The organism is Burkholderia sp. 9120 (assembly GCF_000745015.1).
Classification (GTDB): domain Bacteria; phylum Pseudomonadota; class Gammaproteobacteria; order Burkholderiales; family Burkholderiaceae; genus Paraburkholderia.
Window position 1 is genome coordinate 5,833,059 of the sequence record NZ_JQNA01000002.1, and the last position, 17,242, is coordinate 5,850,300.

At 63.0% G+C, this 17,242-nt stretch carries 12 protein-coding genes; 3 read left to right on the forward strand and 9 right to left on the reverse strand.

Translation table 11 applies throughout. The annotated features are described in order from the left end of the window. Position 1: 1 nt before the first annotated feature. Entirely contained in the window at positions 2 to 1,615 is a 1,614-nt protein-coding gene (locus tag FA94_RS33945) for a sugar ABC transporter ATP-binding protein (protein WP_035563916.1), read from the reverse strand. Positions 1,616 to 1,684: 69 nt separating this feature from the next. Next, complete coding sequence (locus FA94_RS33950; RefSeq protein WP_035560056.1) at positions 1,685 to 2,650, reverse strand: sugar ABC transporter substrate-binding protein; 966 nt, start codon at positions 2,648 to 2,650, stop codon at positions 1,685 to 1,687. Positions 2,651 to 2,843: 193 nt separating this feature from the next. Between FA94_RS33950 and FA94_RS33955 the strand changes: the two genes are divergently transcribed. Further along, on the forward strand, positions 2,844 to 3,716 hold the full coding sequence (locus FA94_RS33955) for a LysR family transcriptional regulator (protein ID WP_035560059.1): 873 nt from the start codon (positions 2,844 to 2,846) through the stop codon (positions 3,714 to 3,716). A 7-nt stretch (positions 3,717 to 3,723) separates the two neighbouring features. Here the strand turns inward: FA94_RS33955 and FA94_RS33960 are convergent, their stop codons facing one another. From FA94_RS33960 to FA94_RS33990, 7 genes are all read right to left on the reverse strand, one after another. Continuing rightward, the gene (locus FA94_RS33960) at positions 3,724 to 4,479 is read right to left on the reverse strand and encodes a glucose 1-dehydrogenase (protein WP_035563918.1); all 756 of its coding nucleotides are present in this window, start codon (positions 4,477 to 4,479) and stop codon (positions 3,724 to 3,726) included. A 99-nt stretch (positions 4,480 to 4,578) separates the two neighbouring features. Continuing rightward, entirely contained in the window at positions 4,579 to 6,066 is a 1,488-nt protein-coding gene (locus tag FA94_RS33965; protein WP_035560062.1) for a SulP family inorganic anion transporter, read from the reverse strand. Between the two features lie 153 nt (positions 6,067 to 6,219). Beyond that, entirely contained in the window at positions 6,220 to 6,747 is a 528-nt protein-coding gene (gene mug / locus FA94_RS33970; protein ID WP_035560065.1) for a G/U mismatch-specific DNA glycosylase, read from the reverse strand. Positions 6,748 to 6,852: 105 nt separating this feature from the next. After that, entirely contained in the window at positions 6,853 to 8,415 is a 1,563-nt protein-coding gene (locus tag FA94_RS33975) for a DHA2 family efflux MFS transporter permease subunit (RefSeq protein ID WP_035560067.1), read from the reverse strand. Between the two features lie 90 nt (positions 8,416 to 8,505). Continuing rightward, on the reverse strand, positions 8,506 to 9,762 hold the full coding sequence (locus FA94_RS33980; RefSeq protein ID WP_035560070.1) for an HlyD family secretion protein: 1,257 nt from the start codon (positions 9,760 to 9,762) through the stop codon (positions 8,506 to 8,508). Positions 9,763 to 9,781: 19 nt separating this feature from the next. Continuing rightward, positions 9,782 to 11,284, reverse strand: coding sequence for an efflux transporter outer membrane subunit (locus tag FA94_RS33985; protein WP_035563920.1), 1,503 nt, complete (start codon positions 11,282 to 11,284; stop codon positions 9,782 to 9,784). 38 nt (positions 11,285 to 11,322) lie between these two features. Continuing rightward, the gene (locus FA94_RS33990) at positions 11,323 to 11,760 is read right to left on the reverse strand and encodes a MarR family winged helix-turn-helix transcriptional regulator (protein ID WP_035560073.1); all 438 of its coding nucleotides are present in this window, start codon (positions 11,758 to 11,760) and stop codon (positions 11,323 to 11,325) included. Between the two features lie 344 nt (positions 11,761 to 12,104). On the opposite strand from FA94_RS33990, the gene FA94_RS33995 reads away from it, so the two are divergent. Both FA94_RS33995 and FA94_RS34000 read left to right on the forward strand, forming a co-directional pair. After that, the gene (locus FA94_RS33995; RefSeq protein ID WP_231585099.1) at positions 12,105 to 13,736 is read left to right on the forward strand and encodes a ShlB/FhaC/HecB family hemolysin secretion/activation protein; all 1,632 of its coding nucleotides are present in this window, start codon (positions 12,105 to 12,107) and stop codon (positions 13,734 to 13,736) included. A 1-nt stretch (position 13,737) separates the two neighbouring features. Continuing rightward, positions 13,738 to 17,241, forward strand: a complete 3,504-nt coding sequence (locus FA94_RS34000; protein WP_197070271.1) for a beta strand repeat-containing protein — start codon at positions 13,738 to 13,740, stop codon at positions 17,239 to 17,241. Position 17,242: the final 1 nt, after the last annotated feature.

Consider the following 17,242-nt stretch of genomic DNA (forward strand, 5'->3'; position numbering starts at 1 on the left):
CTCAATACTCCACTAATTTTCTTTCGTCGGGCGCTTTCGCGTCGGGTTCGATAGGCGCATGCAGCATGTCGTCGCGCTTCGCGTAGCCCGCGAACGCCGCGGCCAGCAGCGAGTCCTGGGTCCAGGCGCCGCGTTCGAACAGCCCCGTCATCCGGCCGGCCGACATCACGCCGATCCGGTCGCAAATCGACATCAATTCGCGCAGATCGCTCGATACCACCACCAGCGCGCGGCCTTCTCTCGCCAACGCGCCCATCAACGCATAGATGTCGAACTTTGCGCCGACGTCGATGCCGCGCGTCGGTTCGTCGAACAGCAGCACCGAACAATCGCGCGCGAGCCAGCGGCCGATCACCACCTTCTGCTGATTGCCGCCGGACAACTCCGACACCGGCTGCGCCGGGCCCGCGCTACGAATACGCATGGCGTCGATCTGCCGCGTGGCGAGCGCCGCCTCGCGACGGCCGTCCACTACGCCCTTGCTCGACACCGAGCGCAGATGGCCCAGCGAAATGTTGGCCGCGATCGGCTGGCTCAGTAACAGCCCCTCGCCTTTGCGGTCTTCCGTAATCAATGCGATGCCGTTCTTCACGGCATCCGCGGGCGACGTGATCGTCACGGGCGCGGGTGCGCCACCTTGACGCCCGATCGACACCGTACCGGCGTCCGCGCGATCCGCGCCGTAGACGAGCCGCAGCAATTCCGTGCGCCCCGCGCCGATCAATCCGCTGATGCCGAAAATTTCGCCGGCCTTGACCTCGAACGACACATCGCGCACCGCCGGTTCGCGGGTCATGCCGCTGACCTTGAACGCCACCTCGCCGATACGCCGCTCGCCGAGGTCGATCCGCTCGCCGATATCGCGCCCAACCATCAGCGTGACGAGGCGGTCGGTCGTGAGATTCGCCATCTCGTCGACATGCACGAGCCGGCCGTCGCGCAATACGGCGGCACGCCGCGCGATCCGCTTCAATTCTTCAAGCCGGTGCGAGATATACACCAGCGCCACGCCCTTCGCCTTGAGCCGCTCGACCTGCTCGAACAGCAGATCCACTTCGCGGGCGGTCAGCATCGCGGTCGGTTCGTCGAGAATCAGCACGCGGCAATCGCCGATCAGATTGCGCGCGATCTCGACCATCTGCTGATGCCCGATGCCCAGGGTACTCACCAGCGTGTCGGGGTCGATTGCGTCGAGCCCGACTTGCGCCATGGCATGGCGCGCGTCCTCGCGCAATTTGGCGCGGTCGATCCAGCCGAACGGGCCGCGCCGCGGCAAGCGATTCAGAAAAAGATTCTCGGCCACCGAGAGAGTCGGCAGAAGATTCAGCTCCTGCATGACCATGCGCACGCCAAGCGCCTCGGCCTCCTTGCGGCTGGCGGGCGTGTAGGCCGCGCCCGCCAGCGACATCGAACCGGCAGTCGGCGTAACGAGGCCGCCGACGATTTTGGACAGCGTGCTCTTGCCCGCGCCGTTTTCGCCGGTCAGCGCCAGCACTTCGCCCGCGTGCAGATCGAGCGAGACATCGGCCAGCACGGGTTCGGCATAGGTCTTACCGACGCCATGCACCCGTAACACGGGCGCGGCATCGGCGACGGAGGGGATGGGAGTAGACATCAGATTGATCAACCGACAGATACCAGCCGGCGTGGCCGCTCGACGGAGCCGCCACGCGCAATGCCAGTCTTATTTGGTAACCAGATCGACCGGCGTTTCGACGACGCCCGACAACTCGGATTGCTTCTTGTGTTCGGCGAGCGCTTTCAAAGCGGTGTCGATACCGAACACAGCCTGCTTAGCGGCGTACTGATTGGCGGTCGCGAGCACGCGGCCGTCGGCCAGCATCGGCTTGATGGCGTTGATGTCGTCATAACCCACCACCTGCACCTTGCCCGCCTTACCGGCTGCGCGCACCGCGGACACGGCACCGATTGCCATGTTGTCGTTGCCGCACAGCAGGGCCTTGACGTCCGGATTCGCGTTGAGGATCTGGCTCGCCACCGCGTTGCCCTTGTCGATCTCCCACTCGCCCGATTGCAGCGACACGACTTTCATGCCGCCCGTTGCCATGGCCTGCTTGAAGCCGGCGCTACGTTGCTGCGCGTTGGTGGTGGTCGACACGCCTTCGATAATGGCGACGTTGTCGCCCGACTTCAGGTGCTTCGCGAGGTAGTCGCCGACTTTCTGCGCGCCCTTCGCGTTATCCGGACCAACGAACGGGATGTTCAGGTCTTTCGACTTGAGCACGTCCGTGTCCAGCTTGTTATCGATATTGACGACGATGATGCCGGCGTCCACGGCCTTCTTCAGGACCGGCACCAGCGCCTTCGAATCGGCCGGCGCGATCACCAGCGCGTCGACCTTCGAGACGATCATCTGTTCGACGATGCGAATCTGGTTAGCCGTGTCCGTCTCGTCCTTGATACCGTTCGTGACGAGGTCGAATTTGGTGGGATTCTGCTTCTGATAATCCTTCGCGCCGGTTTCCATGGTCAGGAAGAATTCGTTGGCCAAGGACTTCATGACCAGCGCGACCTTCGGCTTGTGGGTGGCCTGAGCGAATGCCGTCTGCATCGGCAGGATCGACACTGCGAGGAAAGCTGCGCTGGCTACGATGGCGCGACGGCGCGCCGGTTGGAAATGGCGAATCATTAGTGTCTCCGTGTCGCTCATTCGCTCTACTGCGAGCCCTTGAGTCGTGTGATGTGCAGGAACGCCGCACTTGCCGCCGCCTGCAAAAGCCTTCATGGCTTTCCGCGTGATATCCGACAAGCATGGCAAAACTAATCCTATCCTCGGGAAGTGGGTTATGCTATGCCAAATTTCAAAACCTTGCGTTTCAAAAATGGAACACGTCGATTGGGATGACCTGCGGATTCTGGTGGCAATCGCCCGTGGAGGAACCATGCGGGCGGCGGCCACCGCCTGCGATCTGAGCGCGCCGACCCTGTCGCGCCGCCTCACCGAACTCGAACGAAAGCTGGGCGAGCCGCTGGTCGACCGGGTGCCGTCAGGGTGCACCATGACGGCGTTCGGCGCCCGCGTGCTGGCGTGGGCGGAGCAGATGGAGGACCTGGCCCACCGGATCGAACGCGCTGCGGACGTGAATGGTGGCGCGGCGGCGCACGGCACGGTGCGGATCAATGCGGTCGAATGGCCGTCGTACATCCTGCTGAAACTGCTGGGTTCGTTTCAGGACCGGCTGCCCGGACTCGCGATCGAAGTGCTGACTTCGCGCCGCCCCTATAGCCTGGCGCGGCGCGAAGCGGACATTGCGCTGTGGTCGGAATGCCCTGAAGAGGGCGATCTCTACGTGCGGCGGATCGGCCGGATCCGTTTTGGGCTGTTCGGCTCACGCGACTACTACCTGCGCCACAAGGCGGCGATCGTGAAGAAGGAGTGGGACAAGCTGTCGTTCGTCGGCTACGACGACCGGCAGCCCGATCATCCCGCCACCCAATGGCTGAAAGCACTGCCCGGCGCGCCGGCGCCGTCGCTGCGCAGCAGTTATGGCATGGGCGTGTTCGATGGCGTGCTGGGCGGTTCGGGGTTGGGCGTGCTCGCGCAACTGGCCGGCGATACGACGAGCGACCTTGTTTGCGTGGAGAAGCACATCAAGGCGCTCGATCAGGATGTGTGGATGGTGTTGCATCCGGCGCTGCGCGATAGCGAGCGGATCAGGACGGTGGCGAATCTGATTGCGGAGATTTTCCGCTAGGCGCGGGCTAGAGCGTCGCCGTCACGCCGCCGTCCACGTAAAGAATATGGCCGTTCACGAAGTTCGACGCGTCACTCGACAAAAACACCACCGCACCCACCAGGTCTTCCACATCGCCCCAGCGCTTTGAAGGCGTGCGTCCAATCAGCCAGTTGCTGAAGGTCTCGTCTTTAACCAGCGCCTCGGTCAATTCGGTCTTGAAGTAGCCCGGCCCCAGGCCATTGACCTGGATCCCGTGTTGCCCCCAGTCGATCGCCATGCCTTTGGTCAGCATCTTCACCGCGCCTTTGCTCGCCGTGTAAGCCGCAATGTTCGGCCGGCCCAGTTCGCTTTGCACGGAGCAGATATTGACGATCTTGCCGCGCTTGCGAGCAATCATGTGCCGCGCGACCGCCTGCCCGACCAGAAACACACTGTCGACGTTGGTCTTCATCAGCTCTTCCCATTGCGTATGGGAAAACTGTTCAAGCGGCGCTCGACGCTGCATGCCGGCGTTGTTCACGAGAATATCGATCGCCCCTATTTCGCTTTCGACGCGACCAATCGCCTTTTCAACCTCATCGGCGGAGGTCACGTCGAAACTCGCCGCACGAACGCTAGCGCCCTCGTCGCGCAACCGGCCGACCGCTTCCGACAGGCGTGATTCGCTGCGCCCGTTCAGAATCACTTCGGCCCCCGCGCCGGCCAGCCCTTTTGCCAACGCGAAACCGATACCGGTACTCGAACCGGTGACCAGCGCGCGACGCCCCGACAGATCGAACATCTTCAGATTGGCGTTCAACTCAGCTCCTTGTCGACGTTACGTCGTGAAGACGCTCGCGGCCTTCACACGACCGTAGCCATCGTATCGCGCCCGCCGATATCACGCATGCTCGATCGCGGCGCCCGCTCGTTGCAGCAGGCCGGCACACCGCTCGGAGAGGTTGTCGAACCTGAGCGCCTTGCCGGATTTTCCGTAGCGCTCAGCGAGGGTCTCCAACGCATCGATCGCGGAATGATCCGCGACACGGAGATGCCGACAATCGATCGTCACGTCGGAGGGATCGTGCTGCGGCGTGAACAACGCCGCGAAGTTCGCCGTCGACGCAAAGAACAACGTGCCGTGCGGTCTGTACGTCTTCTTGCCGCTGTGCGTTTCATCGACGTCCGTGCGGATCTCGCGCGCATGTTGCCACGCAAAGTTGAGCGCGGCGATCACGATGCCGCACAGGACGGCAATCGCCAGATCCGTGAAAACGGTGATCACGGTGACGGCCACCACGACCAGCGCGTCATTGCGAGGGACTTTGCTCAAGCTGCGCAGCGAACCCCACGCGAACGTCTGCTGCGCGACGACGAACATCACGCCCACCAGCGCGGCGAGCGGAATACGTTCGATCAACGGCGACAGAAACAGGATAAACAGCAGAATCATCACGCCGCTCGTCGCACCCGAGAGCCGCGACCGGCCGCCCGAACTGAGATTAATCATGGTCTGGCCGATCATCGCGCAGCCCCCTAATCCACCGAGAACGCCAGACACGATGTTCGCCACGCCGAGCGCCACGCATTCGCGATTGGGTTGCCCGACGGTTTCCGTGATGTCGTCGGTCAGATTGAACGTGAGCAATGTTTCGAGCAGCCCGACGATCGACATCAACACCGCGTAAGGCAACACGATGCGCAGCGTCTCGAGGTTCCATGGAACGGCCGGCAGATGAAACACGGGCAGACTGCCCGCAATGTGCGCCATATCGCCGAGATTGCGCGTCGGCAAGTGCATCAACTGGCTCAGTACGCCCACGCTGACAATAGCGACGAGCGCGGGCGGCACGGCCTTCGTGACGCGCGGCAGCAGATAGACGATCAGCATCGTCAGCACGACCAGCGCGCACATCACGGCCAGCGGCGTGCCGTGCAGCCACTGCACGCCGGACGGCGTCGCCGCCTTGAAATGCTCCAGTTGAGCCATCGCAATGATGATCGCCAGCCCATTGACGAAGCCGAGCATGACCGGGTGAGGCACCATGCGAATCAGTTTGCCGAGCCGTAGCACGCCGAACAGCACCATCAGCAGGCCACCGAGCACCACCGTGGCGAGCAAATACTGCACACCGTGCTGCACGACCAGCGCGACGATCACCACGGCCATCGACCCGGCCGCGCCGGAGATCATGCCGGGCCGGCCGCCGAAAATCGCCGTCAACGCGCAAATAATGAAGGCCCCGTAAAGGCCCATTAGCGGGTTGACCTGAGCGACCAGTGCAAACGCAATGCACTCGGGAACCAGTGCGAACGAGGACGTCAGGCCGGCCAGTACGTTCTGCCTGATATGGGAGAACCACTGATCGTGGAAAGATTCAATCTTCATCTGTGGGAATCGAAGCCAGAAAATGCGGGGCGCGGCGAAGCATGGCCGATCGTTGCGGGGGCATCGACTCAAAACGCGAACGCACGATCCGAAAAACCGTGCGTGAGCGCCTCAGCAAATTTATGCGGACGCTGAGTTTACAACATTCGACGACTAGCCCACCGCAACGCGCGCTTCGCGATAGGCGGCCACCAGCGCATCGAGGCTGAAACCCCGGTTCAGTCCGCTTGGATTGGGCAAGACCCATGCGTATGCGCCGCCGAATGGTTTGGCTTGCAGTCCCCATTCGATATTCGGTGCGCCGGAGATTGCCGAGAACGCCATCTTTCCAAGGAAAGCGACATACCTTGGTGCGTAGTGTTCGATCTTCCGTTGAAAGGCCTCACCGGCAAGTTGCATCTCCGAGCGCGTCAGTTCGGCCGCCCGTGCGGTCGGTCGCGGGACCACGGTCGTGAGGCCGTATCCATGGCTAAGCAGCGTGTGGTCGTCTTCGGGGCGAATCTGTTCGGGCGTGAAGCCCGCCAGATGCAGCACGCGCCAGAACCGGTTGTTTCTGCCCTCGAAGTGATGCCCCGTCGAAGCCGCACGCATGCCCGGGTTGATTCCGCAGAATACGAGCGACAAGGCCGGTTCGAGCAGATCGGGTAGCGATAAGGGCGAGTCCAGGTCAGCAGGTCCCATTGCGTGTCGGTATTGGGGGTTAATAGAACGCCAAGGCGGGATGCATGCCGTTCGAATAGGCTAACGGGCGACCACCGAGCTTACCTCAATAGTCCCCGCTCGCAATCAATGCCCGCCCGCACCGGCCGCCGCCGCTGAGGCATCCTTCGACGGTTTGGTCACCCAGATCAACGGCACGATCGCAATGAAAATCACGCCGGAGAGCCAGAAGATATCGTTCAATCCGAGCATCGCGGCCTGTGCGTTCAACGCGTGTTCGAAGTACGCCATCGCCTGAGCCGAACTGCCCCCCAGCGTGGTCTGCAACGCTTCGAGCCCCTGAGTGAACACCGGGTTATTCACGCTGGTTTGCTCGGCGAGTTGCGAATGATGCAGGATCGTCCGGTTGTTCCAGCCCGTGCTCACGAGCGACGTCCCCACCGCGCCGGCAAACACCCGCACGAAGTTCGACAGGCCAGCCGCAGCCGGTATCTTGTTCGGTGCGAGACCCGACAGAATGATCGCGGTGAGCGGCACGAAGAACAGCGCGGTGGGAATCCCCTGCAATAACGTGGGCAAAACGAGCGTCCACGTATCCACACCGGTCGTGTAGTGCGAGCGCATGAAGAACACCGCGGCAAAGCCGACAAATGCAAGCGTGGCCAGCACGCGGGCGTCGGACTTCGGCATGATCTTCGCCATCACCGGCGCGAGAAGCACCGCGAAGATGCCGAGCGGCGCGGTGGCCAGCCCCGCATCCACCGAGCGATAGTCGAGGAAGCCTTGCATCCACTGCGGCAGGATCACGAGGTTCGAGAAAAACACCGCATAGGCAATGGAAATCGCCACGGTGCCGCCGAGAAAATTGCGCCCCGCGAACAGGCGGACGTCGATGATCGGATTCTTTTCGGTGAACTCCCAGATGAGGAAGAACACGAAGCTGATCACCGCGAACACCGTCAGCGCGATGATCACCGGCGAATTGAACCAGTCGAGATCCTTGCCTTTGTCGAGCATGATCTGCAACGAACCGACCCAGCCGATCAGCGACAGCAGACCGACCTTGTCGATCGGCAGACGCTTCGTCGGCGTTTCGCGGGTGCGATAAATGAACCACGTCACGCCGGCCGCGAAGATACCGACCGGAATGTTGATGTAAAAAATCCACGACCAGGAGTAGCTGTCGGTGATCCAGCCGCCGAGCGCCGGGCCGGCAATCGGACCGACGGTTGCGGTCATCGCCCACAACGCCAACGCGGTCGAGCTTCGTTCCTTCGGATACGAGCCAAGCAGAATGGCTTGCGACAGCGGAATCAGCGGACCGGCCACCGCGCCCTGCACGATCCGCGCGGCGAGCAGCGTCGGCAGATTCGGCGCCATACCGCACAGCCATGAAGACAGCACGAACAGCAGAATCGCCCACACGAACAGCCTGATCTGGCCGACCCGCTGCGTGAGCCAGCCCGTCAACGGAATCGCGATCGCATTCGCCGCGGCAAACAACGTGATGACCCACGTGCCCTCATCCACGGAGACGCCCATGTTGCCGGCGATCGTGGGCACCGCCACGTTCGCGATCGACGAGTCCAGCACGTTCATGAAAGTGGCCAGCGCCACGGCGAGGGTTGCAAGAACCAGCTTGCCGCCCGTGAGCGGCGGAAGCGGTGCGGAATTCGTCGAAGCATTCATTGGATCACCTTGACAGGCTTCTGGGTGTTTTGCTGTTTATCCATCGTCTGACTTGTCAGATATCTGGATAAAAAAATAGACGTGATGAACTCAACCGGCGCTGCGTTTCGTCTTGCCGCGCGCGGTGGTTGTGGCCGCCACCGTGCGGTTTACCGGCATGTTCTGCGCGATGATGCTGGCGATCTCCGCGTCGGCCTGCGCGCCGTACTGGGCGAAAACATCCGTGCGATACGACGTGTTGACGGCAGCGGCGAGCTGCGTGCCGGTTTCGTCGTGCGTGTCGACTTCCACGTCCATGGAGAGGCCGATGCGCAGCGGATGCGCGTTCAGTTCGGCCTGGTCCAACTGGATGCGCGCCGGCAGACGTTGCACGACCTTGATCCAGTTGCCGGTGGCGTTCTGCGCGGGCAGTACGGCGAATGCCGCGCCCGTGCCGGCCGAGAAGCCCACTACCCGGCCGTGGTATTTGACCTTCGAGCCGTACGCGTCCGCCGTCAGTTCGACCGGCTGACCAATGCGCATGTGCTTCAGTTGCACTTCCTTGAAGTTGGCGTCGACCCACACGCCGTTCAGCGGCACGATCGCCATCAGCGGCGTGCCGGGCCCCACGCGCTGGCCGACCTGCACCGAGCGGCGCGCGACGTAACCGGTGACGGGGGCCGGCAAGGTATTGCGCGCGTAGTTCAGGTAAGCGTCGCGCACCTTCGACGCCGCGGCCTGCACATTCGGATGCTGTTCGATCGTGGTGCGGTCGGTAAGCGCGTGGTTGGCTTCGGCCTGCTGGCGCGCGGCGTCGAGCGCGGCCTGCGCGGCGTTCACCGTTTCACGGGCATGGGCGATGTCTTCACCCGACACCGCGCCGGTGTCGGCGACGGCCTGACGGCGCTTGAGGTCGTCGTTGGCGCGTGACAGGTCGGCCTCGCGCTGCGCTACCGTCGCCGCGTAGAAATCGTTGTTCACGTAGAGGCCGCTCACCTGGCGCACCGTCTGGCCGAGCGTGGCTTCGGCGTTCGAGAGCGCGACTTTGGCGTCGGCGTTGTCGAGCATGACGACCGGGTCGCCCTGCTTCACGACCTGCGTGTCGTCGGCGTTGACCGCGATAACGGTGCCGCTCACTTGCGGCGTCAGTTGCACGAGGTTGCCGCTGACGTAGGCGTCGTCGGTGGATTGATAGAAGCGCGCCGACGTGTACCAGTACGCGCCGTAGCCCGCCGCCGAGATCACGATCGCCGCGCCGAGCAGCGTGAGCAGCAACTTACGTTTGCCGGGCTTTTGCGTGTCGTCGCCGGCGCGCTTACCGGTTTGGGTGGCTTCCGCCGTCGTCCGGTCGGTGGTGATTTCGCTCATGATGGTTCTCCTGTGCGCTTTATTGAGTAGCGACGGGGTTGGTTTGTGCAACGGATGTCGTGCCGTTCCCGCTGCTCTCGCTCGTGTCGGTGTAGCCGCCGCCCAGTGCCACGGCTAGCGCGATCTGCTGATCGCGGCGGTTCATCTTCAGATTGGCGACGGCCTGATCGGCGGCAAGCGCATTCACGTCCGCGCTGAGCACCGTCAGTTGATTCGTGAGACCGGCCTTGTATTGCGTGATCGCGAGCCGGTCGGCGCTGCGCGCGGCGTCTTGCGCGGCCTGGGCGTCGACGAGTTGCGCGTCGGTCGAGCGGACCTGCGCGAGTTGCGTGGCGACCTCGGAGAACGCCGTGACCAGCGTCTGGTTGTAGGTGGCGACGGCATAGTCGAAGTCGGCGTAGCGGCCCTTCAACTGCGCACGTAACGCGCCGCCGTCGAAGATCGGCAGATGGATCGCGGCGCCCGCCGACTCCGTGCGGCTTGCCGCCGTCAACAAACGGCCGAAGCCGAACGCGTCCAGACCCGTCGCAACGCTCAGGTTGATGTCCGGATAAAACTCGGCCTTCGCAACTTTGACTTCGTGCGTGATCGCATCGACGCGCCAACGCGCGGCCGTCAGGTCAGGACGACGGCTCACGAGATCGGCCGGCAAGTTGTCCGGCAGTTGCACGACATCGCCGATGCCGAGCGTAGGACGCGCGATCGCGAGGCCACGATCCGGACCCGCGCCAAGCAGCGCCGCCAGTTGATAGCGCGTCGTGACGATGCTGCCGTCGATCGAGGACAACGCCGCGCGGCTCGTCGCCAGATTCGCTTGCGCGGTCTTGCGCTCGACCTCGGTATCGAGACCCGTCGCGATGCGTCCGGCGGTGATGCGGTCGATCTGTTCGCGCTGGCCGATTTCATCCGCCGCGATGTCGCGCAGCACATAAAGACGCGCCAACTGGTTGTATGAACGGGCAATCGACGCATCGAGCGTGAGCCTGACGACTTCGCCGTCGGCCCCGCTCGCCTGCAGTTGCGACATCGACGCCTTCAGCGCTTCGCGATTCTTGCCCCATAGATCGAGATCGTACGAAGCGCTCAGCAGCCCCTGGTTCTCCGACTGCCACGACCCGGCGTACGGCGGCGGAACCAGTGCCGTCGACGAATACTGCTGACGCGTGTACGAGTAGCTCGCGCCGACCTGCGGCAGCGTGTTCGCCTTCGCCGTTTCCGTGTAGGCCGAGGCGGCGGCGATCCGGGCGCGCGCCTGGTCGAGCGTCGGACTGCCCTTCAGCGCTTCAGCGAGCAACGCCTTCAATTGCGCGTCGCCGAACTGGTCGGCCCAATCGACGGCGGGCCAGTGGCCGGCTTCGGCTGGCAGGCTTTGCTGCGTCGCAAAACTTTGCGGCTGGGCCATCTGCTTGTCACTGTGAATGCCGGCGTAATTCGCACACGCCGACAGCACCGCCGCAAAGATCGCCGTCAGGCCGAGCTTCGCCGCCGACATCACGTTCTTCCTATTTAATTGCATGTACATTTTCTGACCTGTCAGATAATTGGGCAAAAAAAAGAGGCTCAGTCCGCCACGAACTTGAACAGCAGGCGCTGCAGTTCCTTGAACTCGGCTTTCGTAAAGTGCTTCAGGCGATTGTTGAGCACGACGGGCGCGACCTCGGGAATGCGGTTCGCCACTTCCTCGCCTTCGTCCGTGAGGCTCAGATTGACCACCCGACGATCCTCGACGCTGCGCGAGCGCGCCAGCAGCCCTTTGCTTTCGAGCTTGTCGAGCATGCGCGTCATCAGGCCGGTGTCGATGGCCAGCAGTTTGGCGAGCTCGAACGGCGTGGTGGCCATGCCGCGATGCATGGCAAGCAGAACACCCATTTGCTGGCTGTTGATGTCGAGGTCTTTCAACGCCGCGTCCATTTCGGCGATCAGGATGTTGCGCGCCTTGTTGATCGCGAAGCCGACGCTTTGGTCTGGTGAAAAGCTGTCTTTCGAGTAGTGGCCCATGGTGCGGATTCCTCTATGGGTACTGCGGAATCGCAGTGATTGACCGAACGTTATCTGTTATGTCAGATATTGTCAAGCGAGATTTCTGACTTTATTCCAACCCGCCATCCGCGACAGCTACCCGGCCAAATGCACATTATTTGATCAGCCGCTATCAAGTACCCGTTATGCATTGCCGATAACTGGAACGAAGGGGCGTTAGGACGTTGCGACAGCAACGCGTAGCCGAGCCGGTAGTGAGCGAACCTGCCGGCCAGGGGGGACCCTATAACAGATCGAGACGATGGTTGCCGTGCAACGACGGGCGCCTGCTTATCGTCCGAAAAAAACGGACATAAAGAGTCATGAAGCGACGCTTGATGCAATGCCTGTCGGGAATGGCATTGATGGCTGCAGCCGCCAGTGCCATGGCCGACGACGGCTTCACTATCGCGCGTTTCGAGGTGGAGGGAAACAGCCTGCTGCCGGCCGACGAGGTGCAGCACCTGTTGCAACCGATGAGCGGGCCGCACCGCGTCTACGGCGACATTCAGCACGCGCTCGAAGCGCTGGAAAATGCCTACCGCAAAGCGGGCTATACGGCCGTGCAGGTCAGCGTGCCCGAGCAGGAGCTGATCAGCGGCATCGTCAGAATCCAGGTGACTGAAAACCGTATCGGCAAGATCACCGTGACCGGCAACCGGCATTTCAGCGACAAGAATGTCCTCGCCGGGTTGCCGCCACTGCGCAGCGGCCAGTCGCCGAACCTGCGCGCCATCTCCGAGGCCGTGCAACTGAGCAACGACAATCCGGCCAAGCAGGTCGGCGTGACGCTGAGCAGCGGCAACGAACCCGGCACGGTCGACGCCGAAGTCAAAGTGGCCGACGAGAATCCGCTGCACGTATTCGCGACGGTCGACAATTCCGGCGCGGCCTCCACCGGCCGCTGGCGCACCGGCGTGGCCATTCAGGACGCCAATCTGTTCGGTCTCGATCAGGTCGGCACGCTGGCGTATACGACATCGCCCGATAGCCCGAGCGGCGTGCGCGTCAACGTCTACTCCGTGGGCTATCGGATTCCGCTGTATCGCCTCGGTGACAGCCTTGAATTTCTCTACGGCAAGTCCAGCATCAACACGCCGAGCTCGTCGCCGACGCTCGGCGGGCTGCTTGGCTTCACCGGCAAAGGCGACATCTACGGTTTCCGCTGGAACCACTTCTTCGCCCGCCGTGGCGAGACCACCAGCAAGCTGGTAGTCGGCCTCGACTACAAGAAAATCGATTCGACCTGCAACGTCAACGGAGTCGAGATCAGCACCGCGGGACCGACACCGCCGGTCGCGTCGTGCGTGCCCTACACCACGGTGCCGCTCAGCCTGACGTATGTCGGTCAGACTCGCAGCATTGGGCAAAGCATCGATTACGACCTCGGCATCTCGCGCAATCTGGCGACCGGCTCGCAATACACCAACACCGACGGCCGCACCGATCGCTATTCGTACCTGACGCCGGGCAGCCGCGATACCGTCGACGGCTTCATGATCCTGCACGGCGACGCGTCGATCACCCGGAGCTTCGCCAACGACTGGCAATGGCGTCTGGCCAGCTCCGCGCAGGCCACCAGAAATCCATTGGTGTCGTCGGAGCAGTTCGGTCTGGTCGGCATGTACGCCGTGCGCGGCTTCACCGAGCGCGCGGTGACCGCCGACAGCGGCGTGTTCTTCAATGCCGAGCTCTACACGCCGCAACTCGTCAGCGCCGGCAATCTGCGCCTGCTGGCTTTCGTCGACTACGGGCATGGTCATAACAGCCATGTCGGCAGCAGCGGGATTCCGGCCAACCTGAACGTGTCGAGCATGGGGGTCGGCGCGCGCTACATCCTGGGCCGCAACGTCAGCCTCCGGCTGGACATTGCGCGAGTCGACGCGGCCGGCCATTCACTCACCGAGAAGCGCGGCGACATCCATGCCGATGTCAGCGCGAGCCTGGGCTTCTGATATGACAAGTCGAACTCAATCGAACAGGCCGGCCGCCGACGCCTCATCGCGACTCGCTTCGCGCACGCCCTCGCTGACAGCGCTAGCGCTGGCGGCCATACTCGTGACGTGGAATATCCGGTCGATGGCGGCGGCGCCCGCAGCCAACGCGCTGCCGACCGGCGGCACCGTAACCTACGGCACCGCCACGATCACGCAAGCGGGCAACACGCTCAACATCAACCAGAGCAGCGGGTCGGCGATTGCGAGCTTCGGTACGTTCAGCATCGGCGCCAACGCGGTGGTCAACATCAACCAGCCGGGGGCGACTTCATCTTTCCTCGCGAGAGTGACCGGTTCGGATCCTTCGCAGATCTACGGCCTGCTCCGGTCCAACGGCACGGTCGCGCTGATCAATCAGAACGGCATCCTGGTCGGCCCGTCCGGCGTGGTCGACGTATCCCGGTTCATTGCCAGCACGCTCAACATCAGCGACAGCAATTTTCTGGCGGGACGGCTGACGTTCAATGCCGGCAGCGTGGCGGGCAGTGTCGAGAATCAAGGCGTCATCAAGACGGCCAGCGGAGGCAGCGTCTATCTGGTCGGCGCCGACGTCAAGAACAGCGGCACGATCACCAGCCCGAACGGCGAGGTGCTGCTGGCCGCCGGACAGACCGTGCAACTGGTCGACACTGGTACGCCGGGTGTGACGGTCAACGTGACCGGCACCAGCGGCAACGTGACGAACCTCGGCAACATCGCGGCGGAAGCGGGGACGATCGGCGCGGCTGCCGGCCTGATCAACAATAGCGGCGCCCTCAACGCCAGCAGCGTGGTGAGTCAGGGTGGACGGATCTTCCTGCGCGCCTCGCAAAACCTGACCACGACGGCAAGCTCCAGCATTACTGCCGACAGCGCGGCCCAGGGCGGCAACGTCACGTTGTATTCGGACAAGATTGCGTATCTCGATGGCATGATCTCCGCGATCGGCCATGCGGGACAAGGTGGCTACGTCGAGACATCGGGCAAGCAGTCGCTCGACGTCGTGAAGCTACCGACGGTCGGCACGGGCGGCAAGTGGTACATCGATCCGTTTTCCCTCGATGTGGTGGCGGGGAGCGACAACAATGTGAGCACCTCGGATAACGTGATCACCTCTGCGGGTTCGGGCTCGACCATCCAGGCGAGCACGGTGGCGAGCGTGCTCAACAGCGGCGTCAACGTCGTTCTCGCCACCGGCTCCGACGGCACAGCGGTCGGCGGCGACATCACGGTGAGCGCCGCCATCAACAAAACCAGCGGCTCCGCGGCGTCCCTGACGTTGAACGCCGACGGCAACATCAACATCAACGCCAATATCACCAGCACGTCGAACACGCTCGGGCTGAATCTCAACACCAACGTCAACGGACTGGAAAGCGGCACCCACACCGTGACGATCGGCAATGCCACGCTGGGCCTCAACGGCGGGGCGCTGACCGTCAGCGACGGCAGCGGCAATGTCGGCAACGGCAATCTGGTGCTGGGCAGCGGCGGTACGTTATCGCTGAATAATGCGTCCCTGAGCGCCGGTTCGTTCGTCAACACCGGAACGGCCACGTTCGCCAACGTGACGGGATCGATCGGTAACGTCAACAATCAGGGCAGTCTGTCGATCACCTCGGGCAGTGCCCTGAACGGCGAGACGCTCATCAATACCGGCAATCTCGCGCTGAGCAGCGCCACCCTGGGTTTCGGCACGTTCACCAACGACACCGGCGGACAACTCTCCGGCAACGGCACGATTTCGGTGGCGTCCGGCACAGGCGTCCTGCTCAACAACGGCACGGTCTCGCCCGGCGGCGACGGCACGATCGGTTCGCTGTCGATCACCGGCGGCTACAGTCAGAGTTCGAGCGGCACGCTGCTGATCGACGTCGCCAGCGCCAGCAGCTACGACACGCTCGTCTATTCCGCGACGTCCCTCTCGCTGGGCGGGACGCTGCAAACCAATCTGCTGGGTGGCTATGTCCCGACCTTGGGGACGACCTTTGCCGTTATTTCAGGTCCTGTCAGCAGTACCGCGCCCGGTGTATTTCGTCATGTCCTCGGTAACGTGATCGACAGCAGCGGCGCGCTGGAAATGATCAAGCCGGTTTACGACAGCGCTGGTCCGGGTTTGTCGCTGGCGATGGCGGGATCGGAGACCATTACTTATACGGGCACCGCCGAGAGTCTGTGGGGCAACACCTTTTTCTGGTCCACCGGTTACTTCCCGACCGCCATTGACAACGTCATCGTGGCTGCAGGCGGACGGCTGGCGCATGGCGCCTACGACGGTGTCGATACCGTCAATAGCATCACGTTCAATACCGGCTCGAATCTGTACCTGTCCGGCGGCATGCTGAACGTGACCGACATCAGCGGCAATGGCAGCGTCGCTGGCGGCGGCGGCGTGCTGGGTTATACCGGCGTCGTGAATCTGGGTGCGCTGTCGTTGACGAACGGCGGGAGCATCGTCGGCAGCGGCAGCGGTTCGCAACTCAACGTGAGCGGCAGCTTTTCGCAAAACGGCGGCTCGATCTCGACCAACGGAGATATGTCGGTGACGCAGAGCACCGGCGACCTGGTGGTCGGCGACATCACCGCGCGCAACCTGACGTTGAGCGCGGCAAGCGGCGCGATATCGCAACAAACCTCGCCGCTGCACGTCACGCAACAGTTGAGCACGTCGTCCGCCAACGGCACGACGCTGACGCTTGCAGGCAATCAGATCGCCGGTATTTCCGCCAGCAATACCGGTGCCGGCGATATCGCGATCGTCGATAACCTCAACACGTCGGACGCCAGCGCGGTGAACGTCAGCCGCGTCACGAATGCCGGGGGCAATGTCAGCGTCAACAACACGGGGGCGATGATCGTCGGCGTAGGCGGTGTCAATGCGACCGGCGGCATCGTTCTGTCCGTCGCCAACACCAATGCGCCGACCGACAATCTCACGCTCGACGGCGTGCTCACCTCCGCGGGAATGAACATCAGTTCGTCCGCCGGCAACAACATCGCGGTCAATGCGAACGTTGCGACATCGGCGCCCGGGTTGGCGACATTCACGGTGGTCAATGGCCGCGTGACGTATGCGCCTGGCGTCAGTATCTCGGACGCCAGTGGCACGGTCGTGCCGGTGGCGGTTGTGACGCCGCCCGTTGTGACTCCGCCGGTTGTGACGCCGCCTGTCGTGACGCCTGTCGCGCCCGCGAACCCCGCGTCGCCTGCCAATACCCCAACTTCTACGGCGTCGCAAACGGTGGCATCCGCGGTTACGCAAGCAGTCACGCCAACATCCAATGCCGTCGTTCAAGCTGTAACGTCGACACAGTCCGTCGGCGCGACGGTCGTACCGACCACACAGCCGACTAGCATCAGCATTACGTCCACCTCCGAAACCATGACGGTCGGTGGCGACCCGGGCACGTTCGGCGGCTCCGACACGACGACAAGTTCGAGCCAAAGCACCAGCAAAGCCGCCGCCAAAATGTATTGCAACTGAT

Excerpts from the sequence above, each read along its gene's own strand:
- FA94_RS33945 (WP_035563916.1), bottom strand. The coding sequence starts at position 1,615 with ATGTCTACTCCCATCCCCTCCGTCGCCGATGCCGCGCCCGTGTTACGG.
- FA94_RS33950 (WP_035560056.1), bottom strand. The coding sequence starts at position 2,650 with ATGATTCGCCATTTCCAACCGGCGCGCCGTCGCGCCATCGTAGCCAGC.
- FA94_RS33955 (WP_035560059.1), top strand. The coding sequence starts at position 2,844 with ATGGAACACGTCGATTGGGATGACCTGCGGATTCTGGTGGCAATCGCC.
- FA94_RS33960 (WP_035563918.1), bottom strand. The coding sequence starts at position 4,479 with ATGTTCGATCTGTCGGGGCGTCGCGCGCTGGTCACCGGTTCGAGTACC.
- FA94_RS33965 (WP_035560062.1), bottom strand. The coding sequence starts at position 6,066 with ATGAAGATTGAATCTTTCCACGATCAGTGGTTCTCCCATATCAGGCAG.
- mug (WP_035560065.1), bottom strand. The coding sequence starts at position 6,747 with ATGGGACCTGCTGACCTGGACTCGCCCTTATCGCTACCCGATCTGCTC.
- FA94_RS33975 (WP_035560067.1), bottom strand. The coding sequence starts at position 8,415 with ATGAATGCTTCGACGAATTCCGCACCGCTTCCGCCGCTCACGGGCGGC.
- FA94_RS33980 (WP_035560070.1), bottom strand. The coding sequence starts at position 9,762 with ATGAGCGAAATCACCACCGACCGGACGACGGCGGAAGCCACCCAAACC.
- FA94_RS33985 (WP_035563920.1), bottom strand. The coding sequence starts at position 11,284 with ATGTACATGCAATTAAATAGGAAGAACGTGATGTCGGCGGCGAAGCTC.
- FA94_RS33990 (WP_035560073.1), bottom strand. The coding sequence starts at position 11,760 with ATGGGCCACTACTCGAAAGACAGCTTTTCACCAGACCAAAGCGTCGGC.
- FA94_RS33995 (WP_231585099.1), top strand. The coding sequence starts at position 12,105 with ATGAAGCGACGCTTGATGCAATGCCTGTCGGGAATGGCATTGATGGCT.
- FA94_RS34000 (WP_197070271.1), top strand. The coding sequence starts at position 13,738 with ATGACAAGTCGAACTCAATCGAACAGGCCGGCCGCCGACGCCTCATCG.